21 protein-coding genes are annotated in these 20,451 nt (G+C 72.5%); 13 read left to right on the top strand and 8 right to left on the bottom strand.

What is annotated here, in order from left to right; all coding sequences use genetic code 11:
- Nucleotides 1-147 precede the first annotated feature (147 nt).
- Both PV679_RS19655 and PV679_RS19650 read left to right on the top strand, forming a co-directional pair.
- Nucleotides 148-735: a helix-turn-helix domain-containing protein gene (locus PV679_RS19655; protein WP_319681620.1), complete on the top strand. Its 588-nt coding sequence runs from the start codon at nt 148-150 to the stop codon at nt 733-735.
- A 29-nt stretch (nt 736-764) separates the two neighbouring features.
- Nucleotides 765-2,036 carry an MFS transporter gene (locus PV679_RS19650; protein WP_319681619.1) on the top strand — a complete coding sequence of 424 codons (1,272 nt, stop codon included), beginning with the start codon at nt 765-767 and terminating at the stop codon, nt 2,034-2,036.
- A gap of 37 nt (nt 2,037-2,073) precedes the next feature.
- Here PV679_RS19650 and PV679_RS19645 read toward each other — a convergent pair whose 3' ends face one another.
- Nucleotides 2,074-2,706, bottom strand: coding sequence for a TIGR03085 family metal-binding protein (locus PV679_RS19645; RefSeq protein ID WP_319681618.1), 633 nt, complete (start codon nt 2,704-2,706; stop codon nt 2,074-2,076).
- Between the two features lie 84 nt (nt 2,707-2,790).
- Here PV679_RS19645 and hisI point away from each other — a divergent pair, with 84 nt between their 5' ends.
- From hisI to lgt, 11 genes are all read left to right on the top strand, one after another.
- Entirely contained in the window at nt 2,791-3,168 is a 378-nt protein-coding gene (gene hisI / locus PV679_RS19640) for a phosphoribosyl-AMP cyclohydrolase (protein ID WP_319681617.1), read from the top strand.
- A gap of 53 nt (nt 3,169-3,221) precedes the next feature.
- The gene (locus PV679_RS19635; RefSeq protein WP_319681616.1) at nt 3,222-4,724 is read left to right on the top strand and encodes an anthranilate synthase component I; all 1,503 of its coding nucleotides are present in this window, start codon (nt 3,222-3,224) and stop codon (nt 4,722-4,724) included.
- A 73-nt stretch (nt 4,725-4,797) separates the two neighbouring features.
- Complete coding sequence (locus tag PV679_RS19630) at nt 4,798-5,478, top strand: TIGR02234 family membrane protein (RefSeq protein ID WP_319681615.1); 681 nt, start codon at nt 4,798-4,800, stop codon at nt 5,476-5,478.
- Between the two features lie 165 nt (nt 5,479-5,643).
- Nucleotides 5,644-5,940, top strand: a complete 297-nt coding sequence (locus tag PV679_RS19625) for an HGxxPAAW family protein (RefSeq protein ID WP_319681614.1) — start codon at nt 5,644-5,646, stop codon at nt 5,938-5,940.
- A gap of 114 nt (nt 5,941-6,054) precedes the next feature.
- Nucleotides 6,055-6,588, top strand: a complete 534-nt coding sequence (locus PV679_RS19620) for a DUF2752 domain-containing protein (protein WP_319681613.1) — start codon at nt 6,055-6,057, stop codon at nt 6,586-6,588.
- A gap of 193 nt (nt 6,589-6,781) precedes the next feature.
- Entirely contained in the window at nt 6,782-7,591 is an 810-nt protein-coding gene (gene trpC / locus PV679_RS19615; protein WP_319681612.1) for an indole-3-glycerol phosphate synthase TrpC, read from the top strand.
- Nucleotides 7,592-7,622: 31 nt separating this feature from the next.
- On the top strand, nt 7,623-7,808 hold the full coding sequence (gene trpM, locus PV679_RS19610) for a tryptophan biosynthesis modulator TrpM (RefSeq protein WP_319681697.1): 186 nt from the start codon (nt 7,623-7,625) through the stop codon (nt 7,806-7,808).
- A gap of 342 nt (nt 7,809-8,150) precedes the next feature.
- Nucleotides 8,151-9,434 carry a tryptophan synthase subunit beta gene (gene trpB, locus PV679_RS19605; protein WP_319681611.1) on the top strand — a complete coding sequence of 428 codons (1,284 nt, stop codon included), beginning with the start codon at nt 8,151-8,153 and terminating at the stop codon, nt 9,432-9,434.
- Nucleotides 9,431-10,243, top strand: coding sequence for a tryptophan synthase subunit alpha (gene trpA, locus PV679_RS19600; protein WP_319681610.1), 813 nt, complete (start codon nt 9,431-9,433; stop codon nt 10,241-10,243). The genes trpB and trpA overlap by 4 nt, the downstream gene beginning before the upstream one ends.
- Nucleotides 10,244-10,319: 76 nt before the next feature.
- Nucleotides 10,320-11,174 (top strand): DsbA family protein, encoded by an 855-nt coding sequence (locus PV679_RS19595; RefSeq protein ID WP_319681609.1) that lies wholly within the window; start codon nt 10,320-10,322, stop codon nt 11,172-11,174.
- Nucleotides 11,175-11,243: 69 nt separating this feature from the next.
- A complete protein-coding gene (gene lgt / locus PV679_RS19590; RefSeq protein ID WP_319681608.1) occupies nt 11,244-12,209 on the top strand; it encodes a prolipoprotein diacylglyceryl transferase in 966 nt (321 codons plus the stop codon).
- 89 nt (nt 12,210-12,298) lie between these two features.
- Here lgt and PV679_RS19585 read toward each other — a convergent pair whose 3' ends face one another.
- From PV679_RS19585 to PV679_RS19555, 7 genes are read right to left on the bottom strand one after another with little or no spacing between them, the layout of a single operon-like run.
- Nucleotides 12,299-13,051, bottom strand: a complete 753-nt coding sequence (locus PV679_RS19585) for an HpcH/HpaI aldolase/citrate lyase family protein (RefSeq protein WP_416069756.1) — start codon at nt 13,049-13,051, stop codon at nt 12,299-12,301.
- A gap of 47 nt (nt 13,052-13,098) precedes the next feature.
- Entirely contained in the window at nt 13,099-14,337 is a 1,239-nt protein-coding gene (locus tag PV679_RS19580; protein ID WP_319681606.1) for a CoA transferase, read from the bottom strand.
- Entirely contained in the window at nt 14,337-15,218 is an 882-nt protein-coding gene (rbsK, locus tag PV679_RS19575; protein ID WP_319681605.1) for a ribokinase, read from the bottom strand. Before rbsK ends, PV679_RS19580 begins: the two co-directional genes overlap by 1 nt.
- The gene (locus PV679_RS19570) at nt 15,215-16,669 is read right to left on the bottom strand and encodes an ADP-ribosylglycohydrolase family protein (protein ID WP_319681604.1); all 1,455 of its coding nucleotides are present in this window, start codon (nt 16,667-16,669) and stop codon (nt 15,215-15,217) included. The genes rbsK and PV679_RS19570 overlap by 4 nt, the downstream gene beginning before the upstream one ends.
- Nucleotides 16,666-17,871 carry an ADP-ribosylglycohydrolase family protein gene (locus PV679_RS19565; RefSeq protein ID WP_319681603.1) on the bottom strand — a complete coding sequence of 402 codons (1,206 nt, stop codon included), beginning with the start codon at nt 17,869-17,871 and terminating at the stop codon, nt 16,666-16,668. The genes PV679_RS19570 and PV679_RS19565 overlap by 4 nt, the downstream gene beginning before the upstream one ends.
- On the bottom strand, nt 17,792-19,111 hold the full coding sequence (locus PV679_RS19560) for an ADP-ribosylglycohydrolase family protein (RefSeq protein WP_319681602.1): 1,320 nt from the start codon (nt 19,109-19,111) through the stop codon (nt 17,792-17,794). Before PV679_RS19560 ends, PV679_RS19565 begins: the two co-directional genes overlap by 80 nt.
- On the bottom strand, nt 19,108-20,139 hold the full coding sequence (locus PV679_RS19555) for an ADP-ribosylglycohydrolase family protein (protein ID WP_319681601.1): 1,032 nt from the start codon (nt 20,137-20,139) through the stop codon (nt 19,108-19,110). Before PV679_RS19555 ends, PV679_RS19560 begins: the two co-directional genes overlap by 4 nt.
- Nucleotides 20,140-20,451: the final 312 nt, after the last annotated feature.

Genomic DNA, 20,451 nt, shown 5'->3' with positions numbered 1-20,451 from the left:
CGGCCGCCGGGCGCGAGAACCGCGCTCGGCGGCGCTCCGGTGTTCCGGTTTTTTGGCGTACACCTCCGCCTTCGCGTACCAGATCGTGCAACTTTTATTGTGCAATTTATATTGCGCAACTTTTCTTTTCTGTCTAGGCTCACGGTCATGCCGGACACCAATCCCCGCAGGATCACGGATCTCGACACCCTCAAGGCGTTCGGGCATCCGCTGCGCATGAAGCTCTACCGAGCGCTGTACATCGCGCGTACGGCCACCGCCTCGCAACTCGCCGACCAGGTGGACGAGGCCGTGTCGCTGGTCAGTTACCACCTGCGCAAGCTCGCCGACCACGGACTGATCGAGCAGGCCGAGCCGCAGGGCAGGGACGGGCGCGAGCGATGGTGGCAGCTCGCGTCGCAGGGGCTGAGCTTCCATGACGAGGACTTCAGCGACGCGCCCGAGAAGGCCGCCACCCATGCCGCCGTCGGCCGGATGTCCTTCGAACAGCGCTCCGATCTCTACCGCCGCTATCTCGACACCCAGAGCGCCTGGGACGCCGACTGGCGCCGCGCCGCCTTCAGCAACGAATACCTGGCACCGCTGACGGCGGCCGAACTCGTCGCGTTCACCAGTGAGATGCACCAGCTCGCCAAGAAGTACGAGGCCGCGGGCCGGGCCGCCGAGGAGGCCGGTGACACCGACGGACGCGAGCACGTCGCGCTGCACCTGTACGGATTCCCGTTCCGGACCTGAACCGGCGAGCCCGGAAGGATCACCTGACCATGAGCGAGACCGCCCTGCCCGTCTCCGCACTCGCGTCCGCACCCGTCGCACCGGCTCCCCAGCGGCCCGCCCACCGTGACGGCAATGTCCTGCGCTGGCTCAGCGCGTACACCGCCTCGATGGTCGGCGACAGCGTCTACTACCTGGCGCTGTCCTGGGCCGCGACCCGCACCGGCAGTCCCACCCAGGCCGGCCTCGTGCTCGCCGTCGGAGCCGTACCGCGCGCCGTGCTGATGCTCGGCGGCGGAGTCCTCGCCGACCGGTTCGGTCCACGCCGGGTGGTCATCGGCAGCGACGCGGCGCGCTGCCTCTTCATCCTGGGCATGGCCGCCGCGCTGCTGTTCACCACTCCCACCCTCTGGCTGCTGGCCACCGTCGCGCTGGTCTTCGGCGCCGTGGACGCGCTCTTTCTGCCGGCCGTCGGGGCTCTGCCGCCTCGTATCACCACGCCCGGCCAGCTCGCACGAGTGCAGGGACTGCGCGGACTCGCGGCCCGCGTCGCCAATGTGACCGGGGCGCCGCTCGGCGGACTCGCGGTGGCCCTCGGTGGCTCGGTGACCGCGTTCGCCGTGGCCGGGGCGCTGTTCGCGGTGTCGCTGCCGCTGCTGCTCGCGCTACGGATCGCTCCGGAGCCCGCCAGGGAGGCGGCCGGCCAGGCCGGCACCGCCTGGAGCGAACTGGTCGACGGCCTGCGCTACATCCGCCGCCACCGGGTGCTCGCTCCGCTGCTGCTGGTCGTCGCCGTCGGCGAACTGGGCTTCGTGGGTCCGCTCAACATCGGTCTGACCCTGCTCGTCCAGGAACGCGGCTGGGGCGCCGACGGCATGGGCTGGATCGTCGCGGCCTTCGGCGCCGGCGCCGGCGCGAGCTCCCTGGCCCTGGCGGTGAAGGGACGAGTGCCACGCGCGGGACTCGTCCAGGCCATCGTGCTCAGCGCCGGATCGGCCGCCGTCGCCGCACTGGCCTTCGCGCCCTCCATCGGCGCGGCCGTCGTCGTGGGCGTCCTCATCGGACTGCTGGCCGGCCTGAGCGGCGCGCTGAACGGAGCCCTGCTCCAGACCGCCTCCGACCCCGCCTACCTGGGACGGGTCACCTCGGTCGCGACCCTCTTCATGCTCGGGATCGCGCCGCTCTGCTATCCACTCACCGGCGCGGCGGTGAGCCTGTGGGGCACCGGGCCGGTCTTTGTCGTCAGCGCCGCCGTCTGCGGCACGGGCGGCCTGCTCGGCTTCGCGTTCCCGGCCGTCCGCCGCGCCGAACTCCCGGACTGACGGCCACGCACCGCGCCCACGGCACGCCGCGGCGGGCTCAGACGCCCAGCTTCGCTTCCTGAAGCCGCGCGACCGCGTCCTTGTCGCCGTCCAGCCGCACATCCGCCGCGCCCTGCCGGCCGAAGGCGAAGAGCACCAGCTCGCCCGGCTCGCCGGTGACGGTCACCACCGGAGCGCCGCGATGGGCGACGGCCGTCTGGCCGTCCGGGCGGCGCAGCACCAGACCGACCGGCGACTTCCGGCCCAGCAGCCTGGCGGCCTTCTCCAGCCGCGACCACAGCGTGTTCGCGAACACGCTGTCCAGCTCCCGAGGCGACCAGTCGGGCTGCGCCCGCCGGACATCCTCCGCGTGGACATAGAACTCGACGGTGTTCGCCGCCTCGTCGACCTGCTTGATGCCGTACGGCGACATCCGCGGCGGTCCCGTACGGATGAGCTGGATCAGCTCCTCGTACGGCTTCGAGACATACTCGCCGTGCACCCGGTCCAGCCGGTTCCTGAGCAGCGAGACCATCGTCCCGCCGGCCGCGTCCGGGCGGCGCTCGCGCACCACCACATGGGCCGCCAGATCCCGGGCCAGCCAGCCGTCGCACAGCGTCGGAGCATCGGGGCCCGCCGCCTCCAACAGGTCGGCGAGCAGGAGTCGTTCACGCTTGGCATGGGTCGACATGTCCGTAACCCTACGGTGGCCGCACCGAGTCCGGCCAGTGGACGTCCGGCCCGGTGACCCGAGCGGGCGCGGCACAATGGCCGTATGACCAGTACGACCGCGGCCCAGGGCCCGACCGCCGGACTCGCCCCCGCCATCGCCGACCGCCTCAAGCGCAGCGCAGACGGACTGATCCCGGCCATCGCGCAGCAGTACGACACCGGCGAGGTGCTGATGCTCGGCTGGATGGACGACGAGGCGCTGCACCGCACGCTGACCACGGGCCGCTGCACCTACTGGTCGCGCAGCCGCCAGGAGTACTGGGTCAAGGGCGACACCTCGGGCCATGTCCAGCACGTCAAGTCCGTCGCCCTGGACTGCGACGCCGACACCGTCCTCGTCCAGGTCGACCAGGAGGGCGCGGCCTGCCACACCGGAGCGCGCACCTGCTTCGACGCGGATGTCCTTCCGCTCGGCCGGTGACCGGCCGGAGTGTGGCCTTCCCAGCGACTTCCCAACGAGTAGGGTCAGCGGCCATGGATCTTGAGACCTTCCGCAAGCTGGCGGTGGACCGCCGTGTCATCCCCGTCAGCCGACGGCTGCTCGCGGACGGCGACACTCCGGTCGGCCTGTACCGGAAGCTGGCCGCCGAGCGTCCCGGCACCTTTCTGCTGGAGTCCGCGGAGAACGGCCGCTCCTGGTCCCGCTACTCGTTCATCGGCGTGCGGTCCTCCGCCACGCTCACCGAGCGCGACGGACGCACACACTGGCTCGGCACTCCGCCCGTCGGCGTGCCCGTCGACGGCGACCCGCTCACCGCGCTGCGCGCCACCGTGGAGACGCTGCACACGCCGCGCGACCTCGCCGCCGGAATGCCGCCCTTCACCGGCGGCATGGTCGGCTATCTCGGCTACGACATCGTCCGCCGCCTGGAGAAGATCGGCGATCACGCCCGCGACGATCTGCGCATCCCCGAGCTGACCATGCTGCTCACCTCGGACCTGGCCGTCCTCGACCACTGGGACGGCACGGTCCTGCTGATCGCCAACGCGATCAACCACAACGACCTGGACACCGGTGTGGACGAGGCGTACGCCGACGCCGTCGCCCGCCTCGACGCCATGGCCGCCGACCTCGCCCAGCCCGCGCACTCGGCGCCCACCGCGCTGCCCGCCTCCGAGCTGCCCGCGTACACGGCGCTCTGGGGCGGCGCCGCCTACCAGGCCGCCGTCGACGACATCAAGGAGCGGATCCGCGCGGGCGAGGCGTTCCAGGTCGTGCCCTCCCAGCGCTTCGAGACCCCGTGCACCGCGAGCGCGCTGGATGTCTACCGGGTGCTGCGGGCCACCAACCCGAGCCCGTACATGTATCTCTTCCGCCTTCCCAGCGAGGACGGCGGGGCCTTCGACGTCGTCGGCTCCAGCCCCGAGGCGCTGGTCAAGGTCGAGAACGGGCACGCGATGGTCCACCCGATCGCCGGGACCAGGCCGCGCGGCGCCACTCCGCAGGAGGACCAGGCGCTCGCCGACGAGCTGCTCGCCGACCCCAAGGAGCGCGCCGAACATCTGATGCTCGTCGACCTCGGCCGCAACGACCTGGGCCGGGTCTGCGAGCCCGGCAGCGTCGAGGTCGTCGACTTCATGTCCGTCGAGCGCTACTCGCATGTGATGCACATCGTCTCGACCGTCACCGGACGGGTCGCCGAGGGACGCGGCGCCTTCGACGTGCTGACCGCCTGCTTCCCGGCGGGCACGCTCTCCGGTGCGCCCAAGCCGCGCGCCATGCAGATCATCGACGAGCTGGAGCCCACGCGGCGCGGACTGTACGGCGGCTGCGTCGGCTATCTCGACTTCGCCGGAGACTCCGACACCGCCATCGCCATCCGTACCGCACTGCTCCGCGACGGCACGGCATATGTGCAGGCGGGAGCGGGCGTCGTCGCCGACTCCGACCCGGTCTCCGAGGACACCGAATGCCGCAACAAGGCGGCCGCGGTGCTGCGCGCCGTGCACACCGCGAACCGGCTGAACGAGGTCTGACCCCGAGGCCGCCCGGTGTCCGGCGGCCCGAGGGACAACCCGGGCCTCCGGACGCGCGGACCGGTAGGGGATAGTGGGGGTCGTGAGTGCCGTACCCGTACCCCAGCCCCGCACCGCCGTCCCGGCCGACAACGCCGCGAGCGGCCGTCGCAGTCTCGCGATCGCGCTGCTCCTCGGAGCTCTCGGCGCCGCCGTGGTGCTGATCGCCTCCGGCCAGATCTGGGCCGAGGGCACGGCGGCCGTCGGCGGCGGCTCCGTACCGCTCGACGCCAACGGCCGTGACATCACCGGCGTCCCCGCGGCCCTCGCCGTCGTCGGCCTCGCGGCCCTCGTCGCCGTCTTCGCCGTGCGCAGCGCGGGACGGCTGCTGGTCTCCGCGCTGCTCGCACTGAGCGGCGCGGGCGCGGCCGCCGCCGCGTACACCGGCGCGTCGGACAGCGCGGCCCTGGACGAGAAGGCCGCGCAGACGACCGGCGACGCGGCCGCCACCGTCGAGGCCCTGACGCACACCGCGTGGCCCTATGTGACCGCTGTCGGCAGTGTGCTGATCCTGGCGGCGGGGCTGCTGGCCGTCGGCTACGGCCGGCGCTGGCCCGCCATGTCCCGCCGTTACGAGCGTCCCGGCGCGGGCGTGGCCGCCGACGGGCACGGGCCCTCCCGCGCCGCCGGCCGGGCGCCCGTCGTGGATCCCGACCGTCCCGAGGACCTGTGGAAGGCACTGGACCGCGGCGAGGATCCGACGCGCGAGAGCTGAGCCCACGACCGGCCGAGCGGAACCATCCGTACGGACTGGGCCGTATGGGGTGTGCCACATGTGGTGGTTCCGGCCGACCCCCCGGCGCTGTACGAGGCGCGTATGCGGGACAATGTTGGTTGAGTGTCCGACTCACATAGCGCAACAGCAACTGAGGAGCAACTCATGGCGGGCAGCAGCCACGGACATACCCCGGCGGCCTGGACCGGTGTCACCATCTCCTTCTTCGGCTTCTGCATCGCGGGAGTCTTCATGGTGGCGGCGAACCAGGCCGGGTTCTGGGCCGGCATCGCGGTCATCCTGCTCGGCGGCGTCGTCGGTCTGGCCATGAAGGCCGCCGGTCTCGGCATGCCCAAGGAGTCCGCCGCGATGGTGCAGGCCAGGGCGCAGGCCGCGAGCGAGCAGGTGCAGGCGCGGTCCGAGCCGGGGACCCAGGGCCAGACGCAGGCGCAGACCGTCTGATCCGGCAGAGGCTCCACAGCGGGACACGGTGCGCGGGAGCCGGCAGAGGCGGTCTCCGGGAGCCGCGGCCCGGAGCGTGCTGCGACTTTCGGTACGGGCGGCGACAATCACCGGATGGACCCCATGCCAATCCCCGCAGCGCCGGAGCCGGACGGGCCCGGCCGGGCCGCGCCGGGCCCGCCGTACTCCGGCGACGGGCCCGTCCCGGCCTCCTGGTCCCCGGCTCCGTCTCCGCCCGCCGGGCCGCCGGCCTCGCTCGTCCGCCGGCTGCTGCCGCCGCTCGCCACCCTCGCCGTGGTCGCCGCCGCGTTCACCTACGTCGGCCTGGTCGATCCGAATGAAACCGGCCACTATCCGGTCTGCCCGCTCTACGGCCTCACCGGCGTCTACTGTCCCGGCTGCGGCGGGCTGCGCAGCGCGCACGCCGTCGCGCACGGCGATCTGTCCGGGGCCCTCGGCGACAACGCGGTGGCCGTCCTCGGTTACGCGGCCTTCGCCGTCCTGTGGGTGGCGTGGGTGGTACGGGCCCGGAAACGGCTGCCTCTGCGGATCGCTCTGGCGCCCGCCTGGTGGTGGGCGCTCGGCGGGCTGGTCCTCGCCTTCAGCGTCGTCAGAAACCTGCCCTTCGGCTCGTCACTCGCACCGTGAAGGCCCAGGTGGTGGCATGCTCGGCCAACCGGATGCGGGTCCTTCGGCCTCTTCCGGCTAGCATCGATATGGCTGATCCTGATCCAATGACTGACTTGATCACCACACGTACGTGATTCGCTCCCGGGTCCATGCCGTATCCGGTTCCGAACCAACATCCCAACATCACTGTCCTGGAAGGGGGCCCGCTCGCGTGAGTGTGCTCGACGAGATCATCGAAGGCGTCCGCGCCGACCTCGCAGAGCGGCAGGCGCGCGTCGGCCTTGACGAGCTCAAGGAGCGCGCGGCCAAGGCGCCCCAGGCCAAGGACGGCGTCGCCGCGCTGCGTGGCGAGGGCGTCCGGGTGATCTGCGAGGTCAAGCGGTCCAGCCCGTCCAAGGGCGCGCTCGCCGCGATCGCCGACCCGGCGGCGCTCGCCGCCGACTACGAGGCGGGCGGCGCCGCCGTCATCTCCGTACTGACCGAGCAGCGGCGCTTCGGCGGTTCGCTCGCCGACCTGGAGGCCGTACGGGCCAAGGTCGACATCCCGGTCCTGCGCAAGGACTTCATCGTCACCTCCTACCAGCTCTGGGAGGCGCGGGCCTACGGCGCCGACCTCGTGCTGCTGATCGTCGCCGCCCTCGACCAGCCGGCCCTGATCTCACTGATCGAGCGGGCCGAGTCGATCGGGCTCACGCCGCTCGTCGAGGTGCACGACGAGGACGAGGTGGAGCGGGCGGTGGACGCCGGCGCGAAGATCATCGGGGTCAACGCGCGTGATCTGAGGACGCTGCAGGTCGACCGAGGCACATTCGAGCGGGTCGCTCCCGAGATCCCGGCCGGCATTGTGAAGATCGCCGAGTCCGGTGTGCGCGGACCGCACGACCTGATCGCCTACGCCAACGCCGGGGCCGACGCGGTGCTTGTCGGCGAGTCGCTGGTCACCGGGCGCGACCCGAAGGGCGCGGTGGCCGATCTGGTCGCCGCGGGAGCGCACCCCGCGCTGCGGCACGGGAGGGACTGACCGCACCGTGAGCGCCGCCGTCGCAGTCCGTATGCCTGGTAACCGGCCGAGCCCGCGCTCGGCCGGGGCCCCGGCACGCGTACCGCACGCGCCGCTGGCGCGCGGCTGCCGCCCGCGCGGCTGCCGGGCGCCGGCCAGGCGCGTGCACGGACGGCGGGTCCGCTATGTGATCGGTGACGAGCCCGGTCAGGTCAACGGGATGCGATGGCGCGGGTAGCCGCGCTCCGAGCCTGAGCCGTGCCGGAGGCGCGGACGGCCGCCGTCGTGCGCGCCGGACCGCCTTCCGAGGTGTGGCGCCGCGCGTTTCGCGTACGGCGCCGTGCCGCTCGCCCGGCTCTTGGACCGTGCGGTGATCGGTACGCGCCCATGCCACCGGTCCCGCGAGTCGTGGCGTCGAATCGCCGGTCACCCGCGTATATCCAGGTGACCGGTATCCGGGCAATCCGGGCATCGGCCGCCGCGGTCCGTCCATCTCCGCGTGTCCTTCGCCGGGCCCGGGGCTGTTCCGCTCAGCGCGCATACGGTGAATCCCGCCCGTACCTCCCGAGGAGTTTCTTCCGTGTTCTCCGAGTCCTCCGTGACCTCAGAGTCTTCTCAACCGCCCGCGCCGTCCGGCTTCTTCATCCCGGACCCGGAGGGCCTTACGCCCGGCGCCGACGGGTACTTCGGTGCCTTCGGCGGCAAGTTCATCCCGGAGGCGCTGGTCGCCGCCGTCGACGAGGTCGCCGTCGAGTACGAGAAGGCCAAGTCCGATCCGGCCTTCGTCGCCGAGCTGAACGACCTCATGGTCAACTACACCGGCCGGCCCAGCGCGCTCACCGATGTCCCGCGGTTCGCGGCGCACGCCGGAGGCGCCCGGGTGTTCCTCAAGCGCGAGGACCTCAACCACACCGGTTCACACAAGATCAACAATGTGCTGGGCCAGGCGCTGCTGACCAAGCGCATGGGCAAGACCCGGGTCATCGCCGAGACCGGCGCGGGCCAGCACGGTGTCGCGACCGCGACCGCCTGCGCCCTGTTCGGGCTTGAATGCACCATCTACATGGGCGAGATCGACACTCGCCGCCAGGCGCTCAATGTGGCCCGGATGCGGATGCTCGGCGCCGATGTCGTGCCGGTCGCGTCCGGCAGCCGGACGCTGAAGGACGCCATCAACGAGGCGTTCCGGGACTGGGTCGCCAATGTGGACCGTACGCACTATCTGTTCGGCACGGTCGCCGGGCCGCATCCCTTCCCCGCGATGGTGCGTGACTTCCACCGGGTCATCGGCGTGGAGGCGCGGCGGCAGATCCTGGAGCGCGCCGGGCGGCTCCCGGACGCGGCCGTGGCGTGTGTGGGCGGCGGGTCCAACGCGATCGGCCTCTTCCACGCCTTCATCCCCGACGAGGGCGTGCGGCTGGTGGGCTGCGAGCCCGCCGGACACGGGATCGAGACCGGCGAGCACGCCGCCACACTGACCGCGGGCGAGCCGGGCATCCTGCACGGATCACGGTCGTACGTCCTGCAGGACGAGGAAGGCCAGATCACCGAGCCGTACTCGATCTCGGCCGGACTGGACTATCCGGGCATCGGCCCGGAGCACGCGTATCTCAAGGACAGCGGACGCGGTGAGTACCGGGCGGTGACCGACGCCGCCGCGATGGAGGCACTGCGGCTGCTCTCCCGTACCGAGGGGATCATCCCGGCCATCGAGAGCGCGCACGCGCTGGCCGGCGCGCTGGAGCTGGGACAGGAACTGGGCGAGGACGGCCTGATCGTCGTCAATCTCTCCGGGCGTGGCGACAAGGACATGGACACGGCCGCCCGGTACTTCGGGCTGTACGACGGCGAGGACGCGAAGTGAGCGGGAACATTCAGCTACTGGCCGACACGCTCGCGAACGCCCGTGCGGAGGACCGGGCCGCGCTGATCGCCTATCTGCCGGCCGGCTTCCCGACCGTCGACGGCGGGATCGCCGCGGTGAAGGCGGCCTTCGACGGCGGCGCGGACGTGGTGGAAGTGGGTCTGCCGCACAGCGACCCGGTGCTGGACGGGCCGGTCATCCAGACCGCCGACGACATCGCGCTGCGCGGCGGTGTGAAGATCGCCGATGTGATGCGCACGGTCCGCGAGGCGTACGAGGCGACCGGCAGACCGGTGCTGGTGATGACGTACTGGAATCCGGTCGACCGGTACGGCGTCGAGCGGTTCACCGCCGAGCTGGCCGAGGCGGGCGGCGCCGGCTGCATCCTGCCGGACCTGCCCGTCGAGGAGTCCGTGCTGTGGCGCGAGCACGCCGAGAAGCACGGTCTGGCCACGGTCTTCGTGGTCGCGCCGAGCAGCCGGGACGAGCGGCTGGCGAAGATCACGGCCGTGGGCACCGGCTTTGTCTACGCCGCTTCCCTGATGGGCGTCACCGGTACGCGCGCGTCGGTGGGCGCGCAGGCCCAGGACCTGGTACGGCGCACCCGCGCCACCACCGGGCTGCCGGTCTGTGTCGGCCTCGGAGTGTCCGACGCCGGGCAGGCGGCGGAGGTCGCGGGCTTCGCGGACGGTGTGATCGTCGGCTCGGCCTTTGTGAAGCGCATGCTGGACGCGCCGGACGAGGCGGCGGGGCTGGTGGCGGTGCGCGCGCTGGCGGGTGAGCTGGCCGAAGGCGTGCGTAAGCGCTGAGCGACGGCATAGCCCGTACGGGTGGATTTGCGGCCGGGGAGGTGCGGACATGCCTCCCCGGCTCGTTGCTGTGTGCGTGAGCGAGAAGAACCGTGAGGAAACCCGGAGCGCGAGAGAGCGGCTCCAGCAGGAACGTGACGAGCAGAATGTGAGCGAGAAGCGCAGGCGCACCCTGATCGTGTCCGCGGCGGTCGTCGGAGCGCTCGGCCTGGCCGCCGTGATCGGGCTGGTCGCCGCGAACGCCGGCGAGGACAAGGAAGTCGACGTGGCGCGACCGGCCGCCGCGCCGTCGGGCGCCAACGGCAAGGACGATCTGGCGATCCCCGTCGGGGCGTCGGACGCGCCGTCCACGCTCACGGTGTGGGAGGACTTCCGCTGCCCGGCCTGTGCCCAGTTCGAGAACGCCTTCCGGAGCACGATCAACAAGCTGGAGAAGGCGGGCAAGCTCAAGGTCGAGTACCACCTCGTCACGATCATCGACAACAACATGGGCGGCAGCGGCTCGCTGAACGCGGCCAATGCCGCGGCGTGCGCGCAGGACGCCGGTGAGTTCGCGCGGTACCACGACGTGCTGTTCAAGAACCAGCCGCCGGAGACGGAAGACCTCTTCGCCAGGAACAGCCGTCTGCTGGACCTGGCCGGCAAGGTCGACGGGCTGGAGACGGCGCGCGGTTTCCGCCAGTGTGTGGAGGGCGGGCTCCACAACGGCTGGGTGAACAAGTCCGCCGCGGCGTTCCGGGCGGGCCGCTTCTCCGGCACGCCGACCGTGCTGCTCAACGGGGAGCCGGTCTTCCCGAAGAAGGGCAGCGAAGAGATCACTCCGGCCAATCTGCAGAAGTGGGTCGCGGCGGCCGACAAGGGCAAGAAGCCGGGCACGGTCTCGCCGTCCGCCCCGAGCTCGGTCCCGGCCGCTTCGGCTCCGTCGGCCTGAGCTCGTTATCCAGAAGTTGCCGGGCGGGTTGCCCTACGTCCCGCCCGGCACTGTAGCGTCGGTTCCGCCATGAATCTTGCCTACATTCCCAGCCCCTCGACCGGAGTGCTCCATCTCGGACCACTACCGCTCCGTGGCTACGCGTTCTGCATCATCATCGGTGTCTTCGTCGCGGTCTGGTACGGCGGCAAGCGCTGGGTCGCCCGGGGTGGCAAACCCGGCACCGTGGCCGACATCGCCGTCTGGGCGGTGCCCTTCGGTCTGGTCGGCGGCCGGCTCTACCACGTCGTCACCGACTACCAGCTCTACTTCAGTGATGGTGAGGACTGGGTCGACGCCTTCAAGATCTGGGAAGGCGGCCTCGGGATCTGGGGCGCGATCGCGCTGGGCGCGGTCGGTGCCTGGATCGGCTGCCGGCGTCGCGGGATTCCGCTTCCGGCGTACGCGGACGCCATCGCGCCGGGCATCGTCCTCGCGCAGGCCATCGGCCGCTGGGGCAACTGGTTCAACCAGGAGCTGTACGGCAAGCCGACGGATCTGCCGTGGGCGCTGAAGATCAGCGCGGGCGCGAACCGGGAGGCCGGTCTCTACCACCCGACGTTCCTGTACGAGTTCCTGTGGTGCGTGGGTGTGGCGCTGCTGATCGTCTGGGCCGACCGCCGCTTCAAGCTCGGCCACGGGCGGGTCTTCGCCCTGTATGTCGCGCTGTACTGCGTGGGCCGCTCCTGGATCGAGTACATGCGGGTCGACGAGGCGCACCACATTCTGGGCGTGCGGCTGAATGTCTGGACGGCGGCGGTCGTCTTCGTGCTGGCGGTCGTCTACTTCGTCCTCTCGGCGCGGATCCGGCCGGGACGCGAGGAGATCGTGGAGCCGGAGGCGGCGGGCACGCCCAAGGCCACCGACGAGGCCGCGGCCACCGAGGACGCCAAGGCGGCTGTCGGCGACGCGGACGACGCCAAGGACGCTTCCGGGAAGACCGATGGGGCCGTCGTGGCCGACTCCACCGGCGCCGAGGCGGCCGAGAAGACCTGACGGGCACCGCCCGTGTCACCGGGGCCCGCCGGACCGAGAGGTCCGGCGGGCCCCGGTGTCTTCCCGGAGAACCGGCCGGGCGGGACCTCTCAGAACACGCTGTGGCGAGCGGCCAGGGACAGGGTGCGGCGGGCCGCCGCCACGATCGCCGCGTCCACGAAACGGCCGTCGGCCAGCGCGAGCGCTCCCGCGCCGTCGGCCGCCGCCTCGATGATCTCCTCGGCCTCGGCGATCTCCTGTGGAGTGGGCAGATAGGTCCGCTCGATGACAGGGAGCTGACGCGGATGGATCGCGGCCCGGCCGAGGAGGCCCAGGGACCGGCCGTGGACACAGGACGCCGCCAGCCCGTCCAGGTCCCTGACGTCCGGGAACACCGACTGGACCGGCGGAGCCAGACCCGCCGCGCGGGCCGCCACCACGGCCCGGCTGCGCGACCAGTCCAGGCCGGTGTCGTCCCGTACGCCCAGATCGGCGCGGAGATCCGCCTCGCCGAGCGCGATGCCGCGGACCGCGGGATGCGCGGTCGCGATGGCGTAGGCGTGTTCCACGGCGAGGGCCGATTCGAGCAGCGGATACAGCGCGGTGTCCGGCGCGCGTGCGGCGACGCGGTGGACATCGGACGGGTGGGTGACCTTCGGCAGGCGCAGTCCGGTCAGCCCGTCCAGGCCGACCAGCGACGGGACATCGTGTTCGTCGGTGATGCGGACATGGACCGGGACGGTCCGGGCCTCGGCCAGAAACTCCGTCGTGGCGGCGCGCGCGTACTCCTTCCGGTCCGGCGCCACCGCGTCCTCCAGGTCCACGATGACGACGTCCGCGCCGTAGGAGAGCGCCTTCGTCATGACCTCCGGGCGGTCTCCGGGAACATAGAGCCAGGTGAGAGCGACGGTCACAGCGCTCCGCCCGAGCGGAGCGCGGCGACCTCCGCCGTGGACAGACCCAGCTCGGCCAGTACCGCGTCGGTGTCCGCGCCATGCGGCCGGCCGGCCCAGCGGATCGCGCCAGGGGTCTCGGAGAGCCGGAAGAGGACGTTCTGCATCCTGAGCGGGCCCAGCTCGGGATCGGGGACCTCGACGATGGTGCCGAGCGCCTGGTATTGCGGGTCCTCCAGCACATCGCGGATGTCGTAGACGGGCGCGATCGCCGCCTCGGCCTTCTCGAACGCGGCCATGGCCTCCTCACGGGTGTGGCGTCCGATCCAGCCGCCGACCGCCTCGTCCAGTACGTCCGCGTGGCCGGCCCGGCCGCCGCCGGTGCTGAACCAGGGTTCCTCGGTCAGCTCGGGGCGGCCGACGAGCCGCATGACCCGTTCGGCGATGGACTGGGCGGAGGTGGAGACGGCCAGCCAGGAGCCGTCGGCGGTGCGGTAGGTGTTGCGAGGAGCGTTGTTGCGGGAGCGGTTGCCCGTACGCGGCTGGACATAGCCGAGCTGGTCGTACCAGAGCGGCTGCGGCCCGAGGACGGTGAGGATCGGCTCGATGATCGCCAGGTCCACCACCTGGCCCCGGCCCGTCACGGCCCGGCCGTTCAGCGCGGTCATCACCGCGTACGCCGTGGCCAGCGCGGCGATCGAGTCGGCCAGGCCGAAGGGCGGCAGCGTGGGCGGTCCGCCGGGCTCGCCGGTCGCGGCGGCGAATCCGCTCATCGCCTCGGCCAGCGTGCCGAATCCCGGCCGGTGCGAGTACGGGCCGAACTGGCCGAAGCCCGTGACCCGGGCGAGGACGGTCCGAGGATTGGCGGTGGAGAGCTCTTCCCAGCCCAGGCCCCATTTCTCCAGGGTTCCGGGGCGGAAGTTCTCGATGATCACGTCGGCGTCGGCGGCGAGCCGGAGCAGCAGATCGCGGCCGCCCGAGGTGGAGAGATCGAGGGTGATGGCGCGCTTGTTGCGGCCGAGCAGTTTCCACCACAGGCCCACGCCGTCCTTGGCGGGGCCGTGGCCGCGCGACGGATCGGGCCGGGTGGGGTGTTCGACCTTGATCACGTCGGCGCCGAAGTCGCCGAGCATGGTGGCGGCCAGCGGACCCGCGAAGAGCGTCGCGAGGTCGAGGACGCGCAGACCGGCGAGAGGCGGCGGGAGCGGCGCGTCGGTGGAAGCGGAAGCGGCGTGGGCGGGAGCGGGAGCGGTCATCAGACCTCGATCTCGGTGCGGTACGGCATGGAGGTGGACGCGCCGGGGCGCTGGACGCAGAGCGACGCCGCCGCCGAGGCCCAGGCCATCGCCTCCGGCATCGGCCGGCCCTCGCCCAGCGCGACGGTGAGGGCGCCGACGAAGGTGTCGCCCGCGCCGGTGGTGTCCACGGCGGTGACGCGCGGCGCGGGCACGGTCACCGGCTCCATGCCCCGGGCCGTGTACAGGCTGCCCGCCGCGCCGAGGGTGATCACCACCTCCGGGACCTGGCGCAGCAGGGCGTCGGCCGCCGCTCGCGGGTCGGCGACGCCGGTGAGCATGGCCGCCTCGTGTTCATTGGGAACGAGCAGATCGACGGCGGCGAGCAGTTCGGGCGGCAGCGGCTGGGCGGGCGCGGGAGTGAGGACGGTCCGTACGCCGTGGCGGCGGCCGGCCTCCGCGCCGGCCAGGACGGCGCTCAGCGGCAGTTCGAGCTGGAGGAGCAGTGAGTCCGCGGCGGCGATCAGGGTCTCGTCACCGGGGCCGAGACAGGTGACGGTGCCGTTCGCGGCGGGAATCACGACGATCGAGTTGCCGCCCTCGTCGTCGACGACGATATGGGCGGTGCCGGAGGGGCCTTCGGCGGTGCGCAGGAGATCCGTGTCCACACCGGAGGCGACGAGCGTGTGCCGGAGCTGCTCGCCGAACTCGTCGGCGCCGACCGCGCCGACCATCGCCACGTCTCCGCCCGCGCGCGCGGCGGCGACGGCCTGGTTGGCGCCTTTGCCGCCGGGGATCGTGCGGAACTCACGGCCGGTGACGGTCTCGCCGAGCTTCGGGGCCCGCGCGACATAGGTGACAAGGTCCATATTGGTGCTGCCGAGCACCACGATGGCGGTCATGGGCGGAGTGCCTCCCTGGTGGTCGCGGTGCGGGTCAGTTCCGCGAGGACATCAAATCCGATGCCGTCGAAACCGCCGACGGATGTGGCGAGCCGGTTCTTGAGCGGAGCCGTCCAGTGCTCCGGCAGTCTGGCCGGATGGCCGGCCAGCAGGCCGGCGACGGAACCGGCCGTCGCGCCGTTCGAGTCGGTGTCCCAGCCGCCGGACACGGCACGGCAGATGGAGCCGCCGAAGTCGCCGTCGGCATGGGCCAGGGCCGCGGCGACCAGAGCGGTGTTGGGGACGGCGTGGACCCAGTGGTAATGGCCGAGCCCGGCGTGCAGTGTGTCGACGACGGTCTCGAAGTCCGCGTGGGCGCGGGCGGATTCGATACCGAGCCGGACGGCACCGGCGAGCCGGGAACGCGGCGGTACGACGGACAGACCGGCCCGGAGGCAGCCGTGCACATCCGTGCCACCGGCCGCCGCGGCGATCACGGCCGCGGTGAACATCGCGCCGTACACGCCGTTGCCGGTATGCGTGAGTGTGGCCTCCCGGTGTGCCTGCTCGGCGGCGGCCGCGGGGTCTCCGGGATGCGTCCAGCCGTGCACATCGGCCCGGATCACCGCGCCGATCCACTCCCGGAACGGATTGTGGTACCGGGCGGTGTACGGCGGCTCCATCCCGGAGAGCAGATTGCGGTACGCGACCCGCTCGGCCGTGAACGTACGTCCGGCCGGCAGCTCGTCGAGCCAGACTCCCGCCACCTGCGCGGTGGTGAAACCCCGGCCGTGGCGCTGGAGCAGCAGCACATTGAGGAGGGGATAGTTGAGATCGTCGTCCTCGGGCATCCCGTCGATGTTCTCCGCGAGCGAGGTCGGCGCGGAACGCCGGTTCCAGGGATACGCGTGGGCGAGGCCGGGCGGCAGGCCCCGGGCGGTGAACCAGGTGCGCAGCGGCCAGTTGCCGGTGGCGCGGGCGAGGGCCCGGATGCCCTGGAGCGGCAGCTTCTCGACGGGCTTCCCGAGCAGACATCCCACGGCCCGGCCGAGCCATGCGGCATGCAGCCGGGCGACGGAGAGGCCTGGGCGCGTGTCCTGAGGACGAGGGCCCGGGCCGCCGGCGTCGTTGTGGTGAGAGGCATGGGAGGCGGAGCCGTGGGAAGCGTGGGCCCGCGGTCCTTCGGGCCAGGACGGGCACGCTCCACGGATCGCCGGCAGCTCCGTCGGCTCGGACTCGGCGGCCGGCGAGGGCAGCAGCGACAGCTCGTCCAGCAGCCTCTCGGCCAGAGCCCGCAGCCGTGGCGGCGCCGGCTCCCGCGAGGCGCCGGCGCGCTCGGGAGCGCGGTGGCCGCCGGCCGAGCGCCAGCGGTACGCGATCCAGGCGGCGTCGCGGCCGTCCTCCGACGCCTGGCGCAGTTCATGGCCGATCAGGTCCTCGGGCTGGACCCAGGTGAGACGCAGGCCGCTCACCGGGATTCCGTCAGCCGGGCGAACGCCTTCTCGTGCGCGCGCCGCCGCTCCGTGTCCCGCGCGAAGACCTCGGACGCCACGCGCGTCAGCGCGCGCGCCGGAGCGTGCAGATCGAGACGGCTCGCCTCGGCCACGCGTGCCGCCCAGTCGGCGGGCACACAGGACTCGCCGCTCAGCGCCCCGGCCAGGGCGCCGCTCATGGTGGCGATCGAGTCGCAGTCCCGCCCGTAGTTGACCGAGCCCAGCACCGTACGGCGGAAGTCGCCCGCGCCGACCAGCAGCATGCCGAGCGCCACCGGCAGTTCCTCGATGGAGTGGAGCCGGGAGGGGCGGCGGGCGCCCAGTGACGGAGCGCGGTAGTCCGGGCCGACGGTGTCGAAGGGCGCGACGGCGTCGCGCAGCGCGCGCAGCGCGGACTCCGTGTCGTGGTGCCGGGACGCCTCGTCGCACACCGCTTCGATCGCGGCGCGCGTGCCGTCCTTGGCGAGGCCGAGACAGGTCTCGACGACCGTCGTGGGAGTGGCGCCGGGGAGGCAGGCCGCGGCGACCGCCGCGGCGAACACTCCGGCGGCCTCCCGCCCGTACGAGGACTGGTGCGCGCCCGCGACATCGATCGCCTCGGCGTACGCGGCCGCCGGATGCGCCGCGTTGACCAGTCCCACCGGCGCCATGTACATCGCCGCACCGCAGTTGACGATGTTCCCGGTGCCCGCCTCGCGCGGGTCGGCGTGTCCGTAGTGCAGGCGGGCGACGATCCACTTCTCGGCGAGGAAGATCCGCTGGAGCGGAAGCGCCTCGGCCTCCAGCTCCGGGATCCAGCGAGGGGTGGAGATGAGGTCGGGTACGAGATGGCCGGCCACCGCGTAGGCGTCGAGATGGTCGCGGACGGCCTCGTACACGCGGATCAGCGCATGCGTCATCAAGGTGTCGTCGGTGACATGGCCGTCGCCCTTGTGGTACGGAGCGAGAGGGCGGGCCGTGCGCCAGTCCTCGTGCCACGGGCCGACGATGCCGGACACCCGGCCGCCGTGGCGCTCGGCGATCTGGTCGGGGGAGTAGCCCTCGACCGGTCCGCCGAGCGCGTCACCGACGGCCGCTCCGATCAGACAGCCGGTGATCCGGTCAGCGAGTGTGAGGGCGGGCGCCGTGGTGGCCGGGGCCGTCGAGAGCGCCGGGTGCGAAGAGGTGCTGAGCGTCGTCATGTCGGAATTGTCCCTCTGGAATGGTCAGTTCCGTGTCTGCCAGCAGCCCGGCGAGTTCGACGAGATCCGTCCCGGCCAGCCGGGGGAGGGCGCAGCCGGCCAGGGTGCGGCAGGCGTCCCGCCAGGTGGCCGGCACGCTGTCCGCGCCGCCGAGCGCGCCGGTCAGCGCGCCGGCGAGGGCGGGCGCGGAGTCGGCGACCCGGGACAGGCAGGCGGCGGCCGGCACCGCCGCGGCGACCTCGCCGCGCGCCGCGAGCGTCAGCGCGAGAGCGACGGGCATGGTCTCGGCCGCGGCGATGCCGTAGCTGTACACATGGTCGACGATCTGATGCTCCAGCAGCGGGACGAGGGCGAAGGCGCCGGCCGGCTCCTCGGCGAAGTCGTGCGCCAGCTTGACGGCGTGGCGGGCGTTGCGGCCGATCTCCGTGGTCTCCGGAAGCTGGGCGAGGGCCGCGTCCACCGCGCTTGCGGGATCCGCGCCGCCGAGTGCGGCGGAGACGGCGGCGGCCATGGCGCGGGCGCCGTGCACTCCGTCGCCGTCCTGGGTGTACCGGGCGTCGAATTCGGCGAGTTCGGCCGCCGCCGCCGGGTCGCCCGGGTGGACGACCGCGAGGACGGCGGCCCGTACGCAGGCCGCGTCGTCGAAGTAGTGCGGATTGTCATGGCCGGTGGCGGGCGGGCGCAGCCCGGTGGCGAGATTGCCGAGACCGGCGCGCACCGAGATCCGCGCCCGCAGAGGCGGTACGGCGGACTCGACCTCGGGCGCGCGGTCGGCGGCCGCCGCGATCTCGCCGGCCAGGGAGTTCCAGGCGAGATCGACGGCGGCCCGCATCCGGCGTTCGGCGCCGAGACCGCGGAAGAGACCGCCGGCGGCGGTGAGCACGGTCTCGGCGGCGAAGGCGGCCCATTCGGCGTCGTCGGAGGGCCCGAGCCGGAGAGGTTCCGGCGGCTGGTTGAGCGCGATCGGTACGGGCAGCGTGGTCGTCGCGTTCTGCTCGGCGAAGGTGTCCAGCTCCCGGGTGAGCCGCCGGGTCCACTCGGGCATCCGGGCGGCCCGGTGCCGCGCGGCGGGCCAGCCGGCGGCGTCTCCGGCGGCCAGTCCGAGGAGCAGACCCTCGATACGGCGGACCGGGACGGCGCCACGGCCCGGCGGACGCGGAGCGCCGGGCCGTGCGGCGGCGGACGGCGTACCGTCCCCGCTCGCCGGGCAGGGGCGGTGTGCCGTCTGGTCCGCTGTCATGAGGCCGCCTGTTCTTCGTCGTCGTACGGAGTGAGCAGATCCGCGATGTCCAGCACGTGGTAGCCGCGCATCGAGGGCAGACAGCTCCCGCGCGCCGGGCCGATGACGGAGGACCATTCGGCGGGGATGGACCCGGCGCCCGACATGGCTCCGGCCAGCGCGCCCGCGACCGCGGCGGTGGTGTCCGCGTCGCGGCCCATGTTGACGGCCGTCAGCACCGACGTACGGAAGTCTCCTCGGGCCGCCGAGAAGGCGCCGAAGGCCAGTCCCACCGCCTCCGGGGCCAGATCGGTCCAGGGATAGCCGCCGATGACCACCGCGGAACGGACCGCGCGTTCCATGGCCGGTGTGTCGAGGTGGTCGCACTGGGCGGCGACGACCGCGCGGCGCAGCGAGCGGGCCGTCCACGAGTCCATGGGGATGACGGAGAGCGCGGCGGCGATCACCGAGGCGGGCCCCGCGCCGGTCATCGCGACGGCGACGCCGGCCGCCACCGCCCGGCCGCCGTAGATGCCCTCGCCGTCGTGGCTGACCGTGCCGTCGACGGCGACCAGCCGCGCGGCCTCACCGGGATCGCCCGCCGCGAAGACCCCGAAGGGAGCGGCGCGCATCGCGAGGCCGTCGCTCCAGGCGTGGCGGTGCTGGGCGGTGATGGGCGCGGCGAGACCGCGTCTGAGGTTCTCCAGCGTGCCGCGCTCGCTGAAACCCGCACCGCGGAACGGGCCCTCGTCGAGGTCCGCGAGCCAGTGGTGCCAGGCATTCTCGACATGGGCGACGGTCAGCGCCGAGCCGTGCCGGGCGAGCAGCAGGCCGGAGAAGATGGCGTACTCCGTGTCGTCCGTACCCACCGGATTGTCGGAGACGAAGCCTTCGATACGGCCCCAGCGGCGGCGGATCTCGGAGGGCCGCATGTTCTCCGCGGGCGCGCCCAGCGCGTCACCCACCGCGAGACCGAGCAGCGCGCCGCGCGCCCGGTCACGGAGCGCCGCGATCTCATCGGCGGCCGGATCGCAAGCGGTCAACTCCATCGTGTGGCCCTTTCACGCGCGACGAGCCCCGAGCCGGCCGGTGACCGGTGGCCGGCGGATCCCGGCGGCCGTGTCCCGTCCCGCCTCCGGTCACCGGCCGGTCTCCGTTCCTGGATCTCTGCCACGCGGAACGCCCGAGGAGTCCGGGAAACGCCGCTGTCACCCGGCTGACAGCGGCGTTTTCTCCTGGATCGTGCCTGGTAAGTACGGCCTTCCTTGCTGGCGGCAACGTTTTTCCGTGCGTATTTTCGAGGATCGGAAGGGGTGGAGACCGGCCCGAGGAGGGCTCGGATCCACTCCAGCGGAAAAGAG

The sequence above is a fragment of the Streptomyces sp. AK02-01A genome (assembly GCF_033795305.1).
Classification (GTDB): Bacteria; Actinomycetota; Actinomycetes; order Streptomycetales; family Streptomycetaceae; genus Streptomyces.
This window is presented reverse-complemented; position numbering and strand designations above follow the sequence as displayed.

Coding starts and splice junctions, on each gene's coding strand:
- PV679_RS19655 (WP_319681620.1), top strand. CDS start 148: ATGCCGGACACCAATCCCCGCAGGATCACGGATCTCGACACCCTCAAG.
- PV679_RS19650 (WP_319681619.1), top strand. CDS start 765: ATGAGCGAGACCGCCCTGCCCGTCTCCGCACTCGCGTCCGCACCCGTC.
- PV679_RS19645 (WP_319681618.1), bottom strand. CDS start 2,706: ATGTCGACCCATGCCAAGCGTGAACGACTCCTGCTCGCCGACCTGTTG.
- hisI (WP_319681617.1), top strand. CDS start 2,791: ATGACCAGTACGACCGCGGCCCAGGGCCCGACCGCCGGACTCGCCCCC.
- PV679_RS19635 (WP_319681616.1), top strand. CDS start 3,222: ATGGATCTTGAGACCTTCCGCAAGCTGGCGGTGGACCGCCGTGTCATC.
- PV679_RS19625 (WP_319681614.1), top strand. CDS start 5,644: ATGGCGGGCAGCAGCCACGGACATACCCCGGCGGCCTGGACCGGTGTC.
- PV679_RS19620 (WP_319681613.1), top strand. CDS start 6,055: ATGGACCCCATGCCAATCCCCGCAGCGCCGGAGCCGGACGGGCCCGGC.
- trpM (WP_319681697.1), top strand. CDS start 7,623: ATGCCTGGTAACCGGCCGAGCCCGCGCTCGGCCGGGGCCCCGGCACGC.
- lgt (WP_319681608.1), top strand. CDS start 11,244: ATGAATCTTGCCTACATTCCCAGCCCCTCGACCGGAGTGCTCCATCTC.
- PV679_RS19585 (WP_416069756.1), bottom strand. CDS start 13,051: ATGACGAAGGCGCTCTCCTACGGCGCGGACGTCGTCATCGTGGACCTG.
- PV679_RS19580 (WP_319681606.1), bottom strand. CDS start 14,337: ATGACCGCTCCCGCTCCCGCCCACGCCGCTTCCGCTTCCACCGACGCG.
- rbsK (WP_319681605.1), bottom strand. CDS start 15,218: ATGACCGCCATCGTGGTGCTCGGCAGCACCAATATGGACCTTGTCACC.
- PV679_RS19565 (WP_319681603.1), bottom strand. CDS start 17,871: ATGACGACGCTCAGCACCTCTTCGCACCCGGCGCTCTCGACGGCCCCG.
- PV679_RS19560 (WP_319681602.1), bottom strand. CDS start 19,111: ATGACAGCGGACCAGACGGCACACCGCCCCTGCCCGGCGAGCGGGGAC.
- PV679_RS19555 (WP_319681601.1), bottom strand. CDS start 20,139: ATGGAGTTGACCGCTTGCGATCCGGCCGCCGATGAGATCGCGGCGCTC.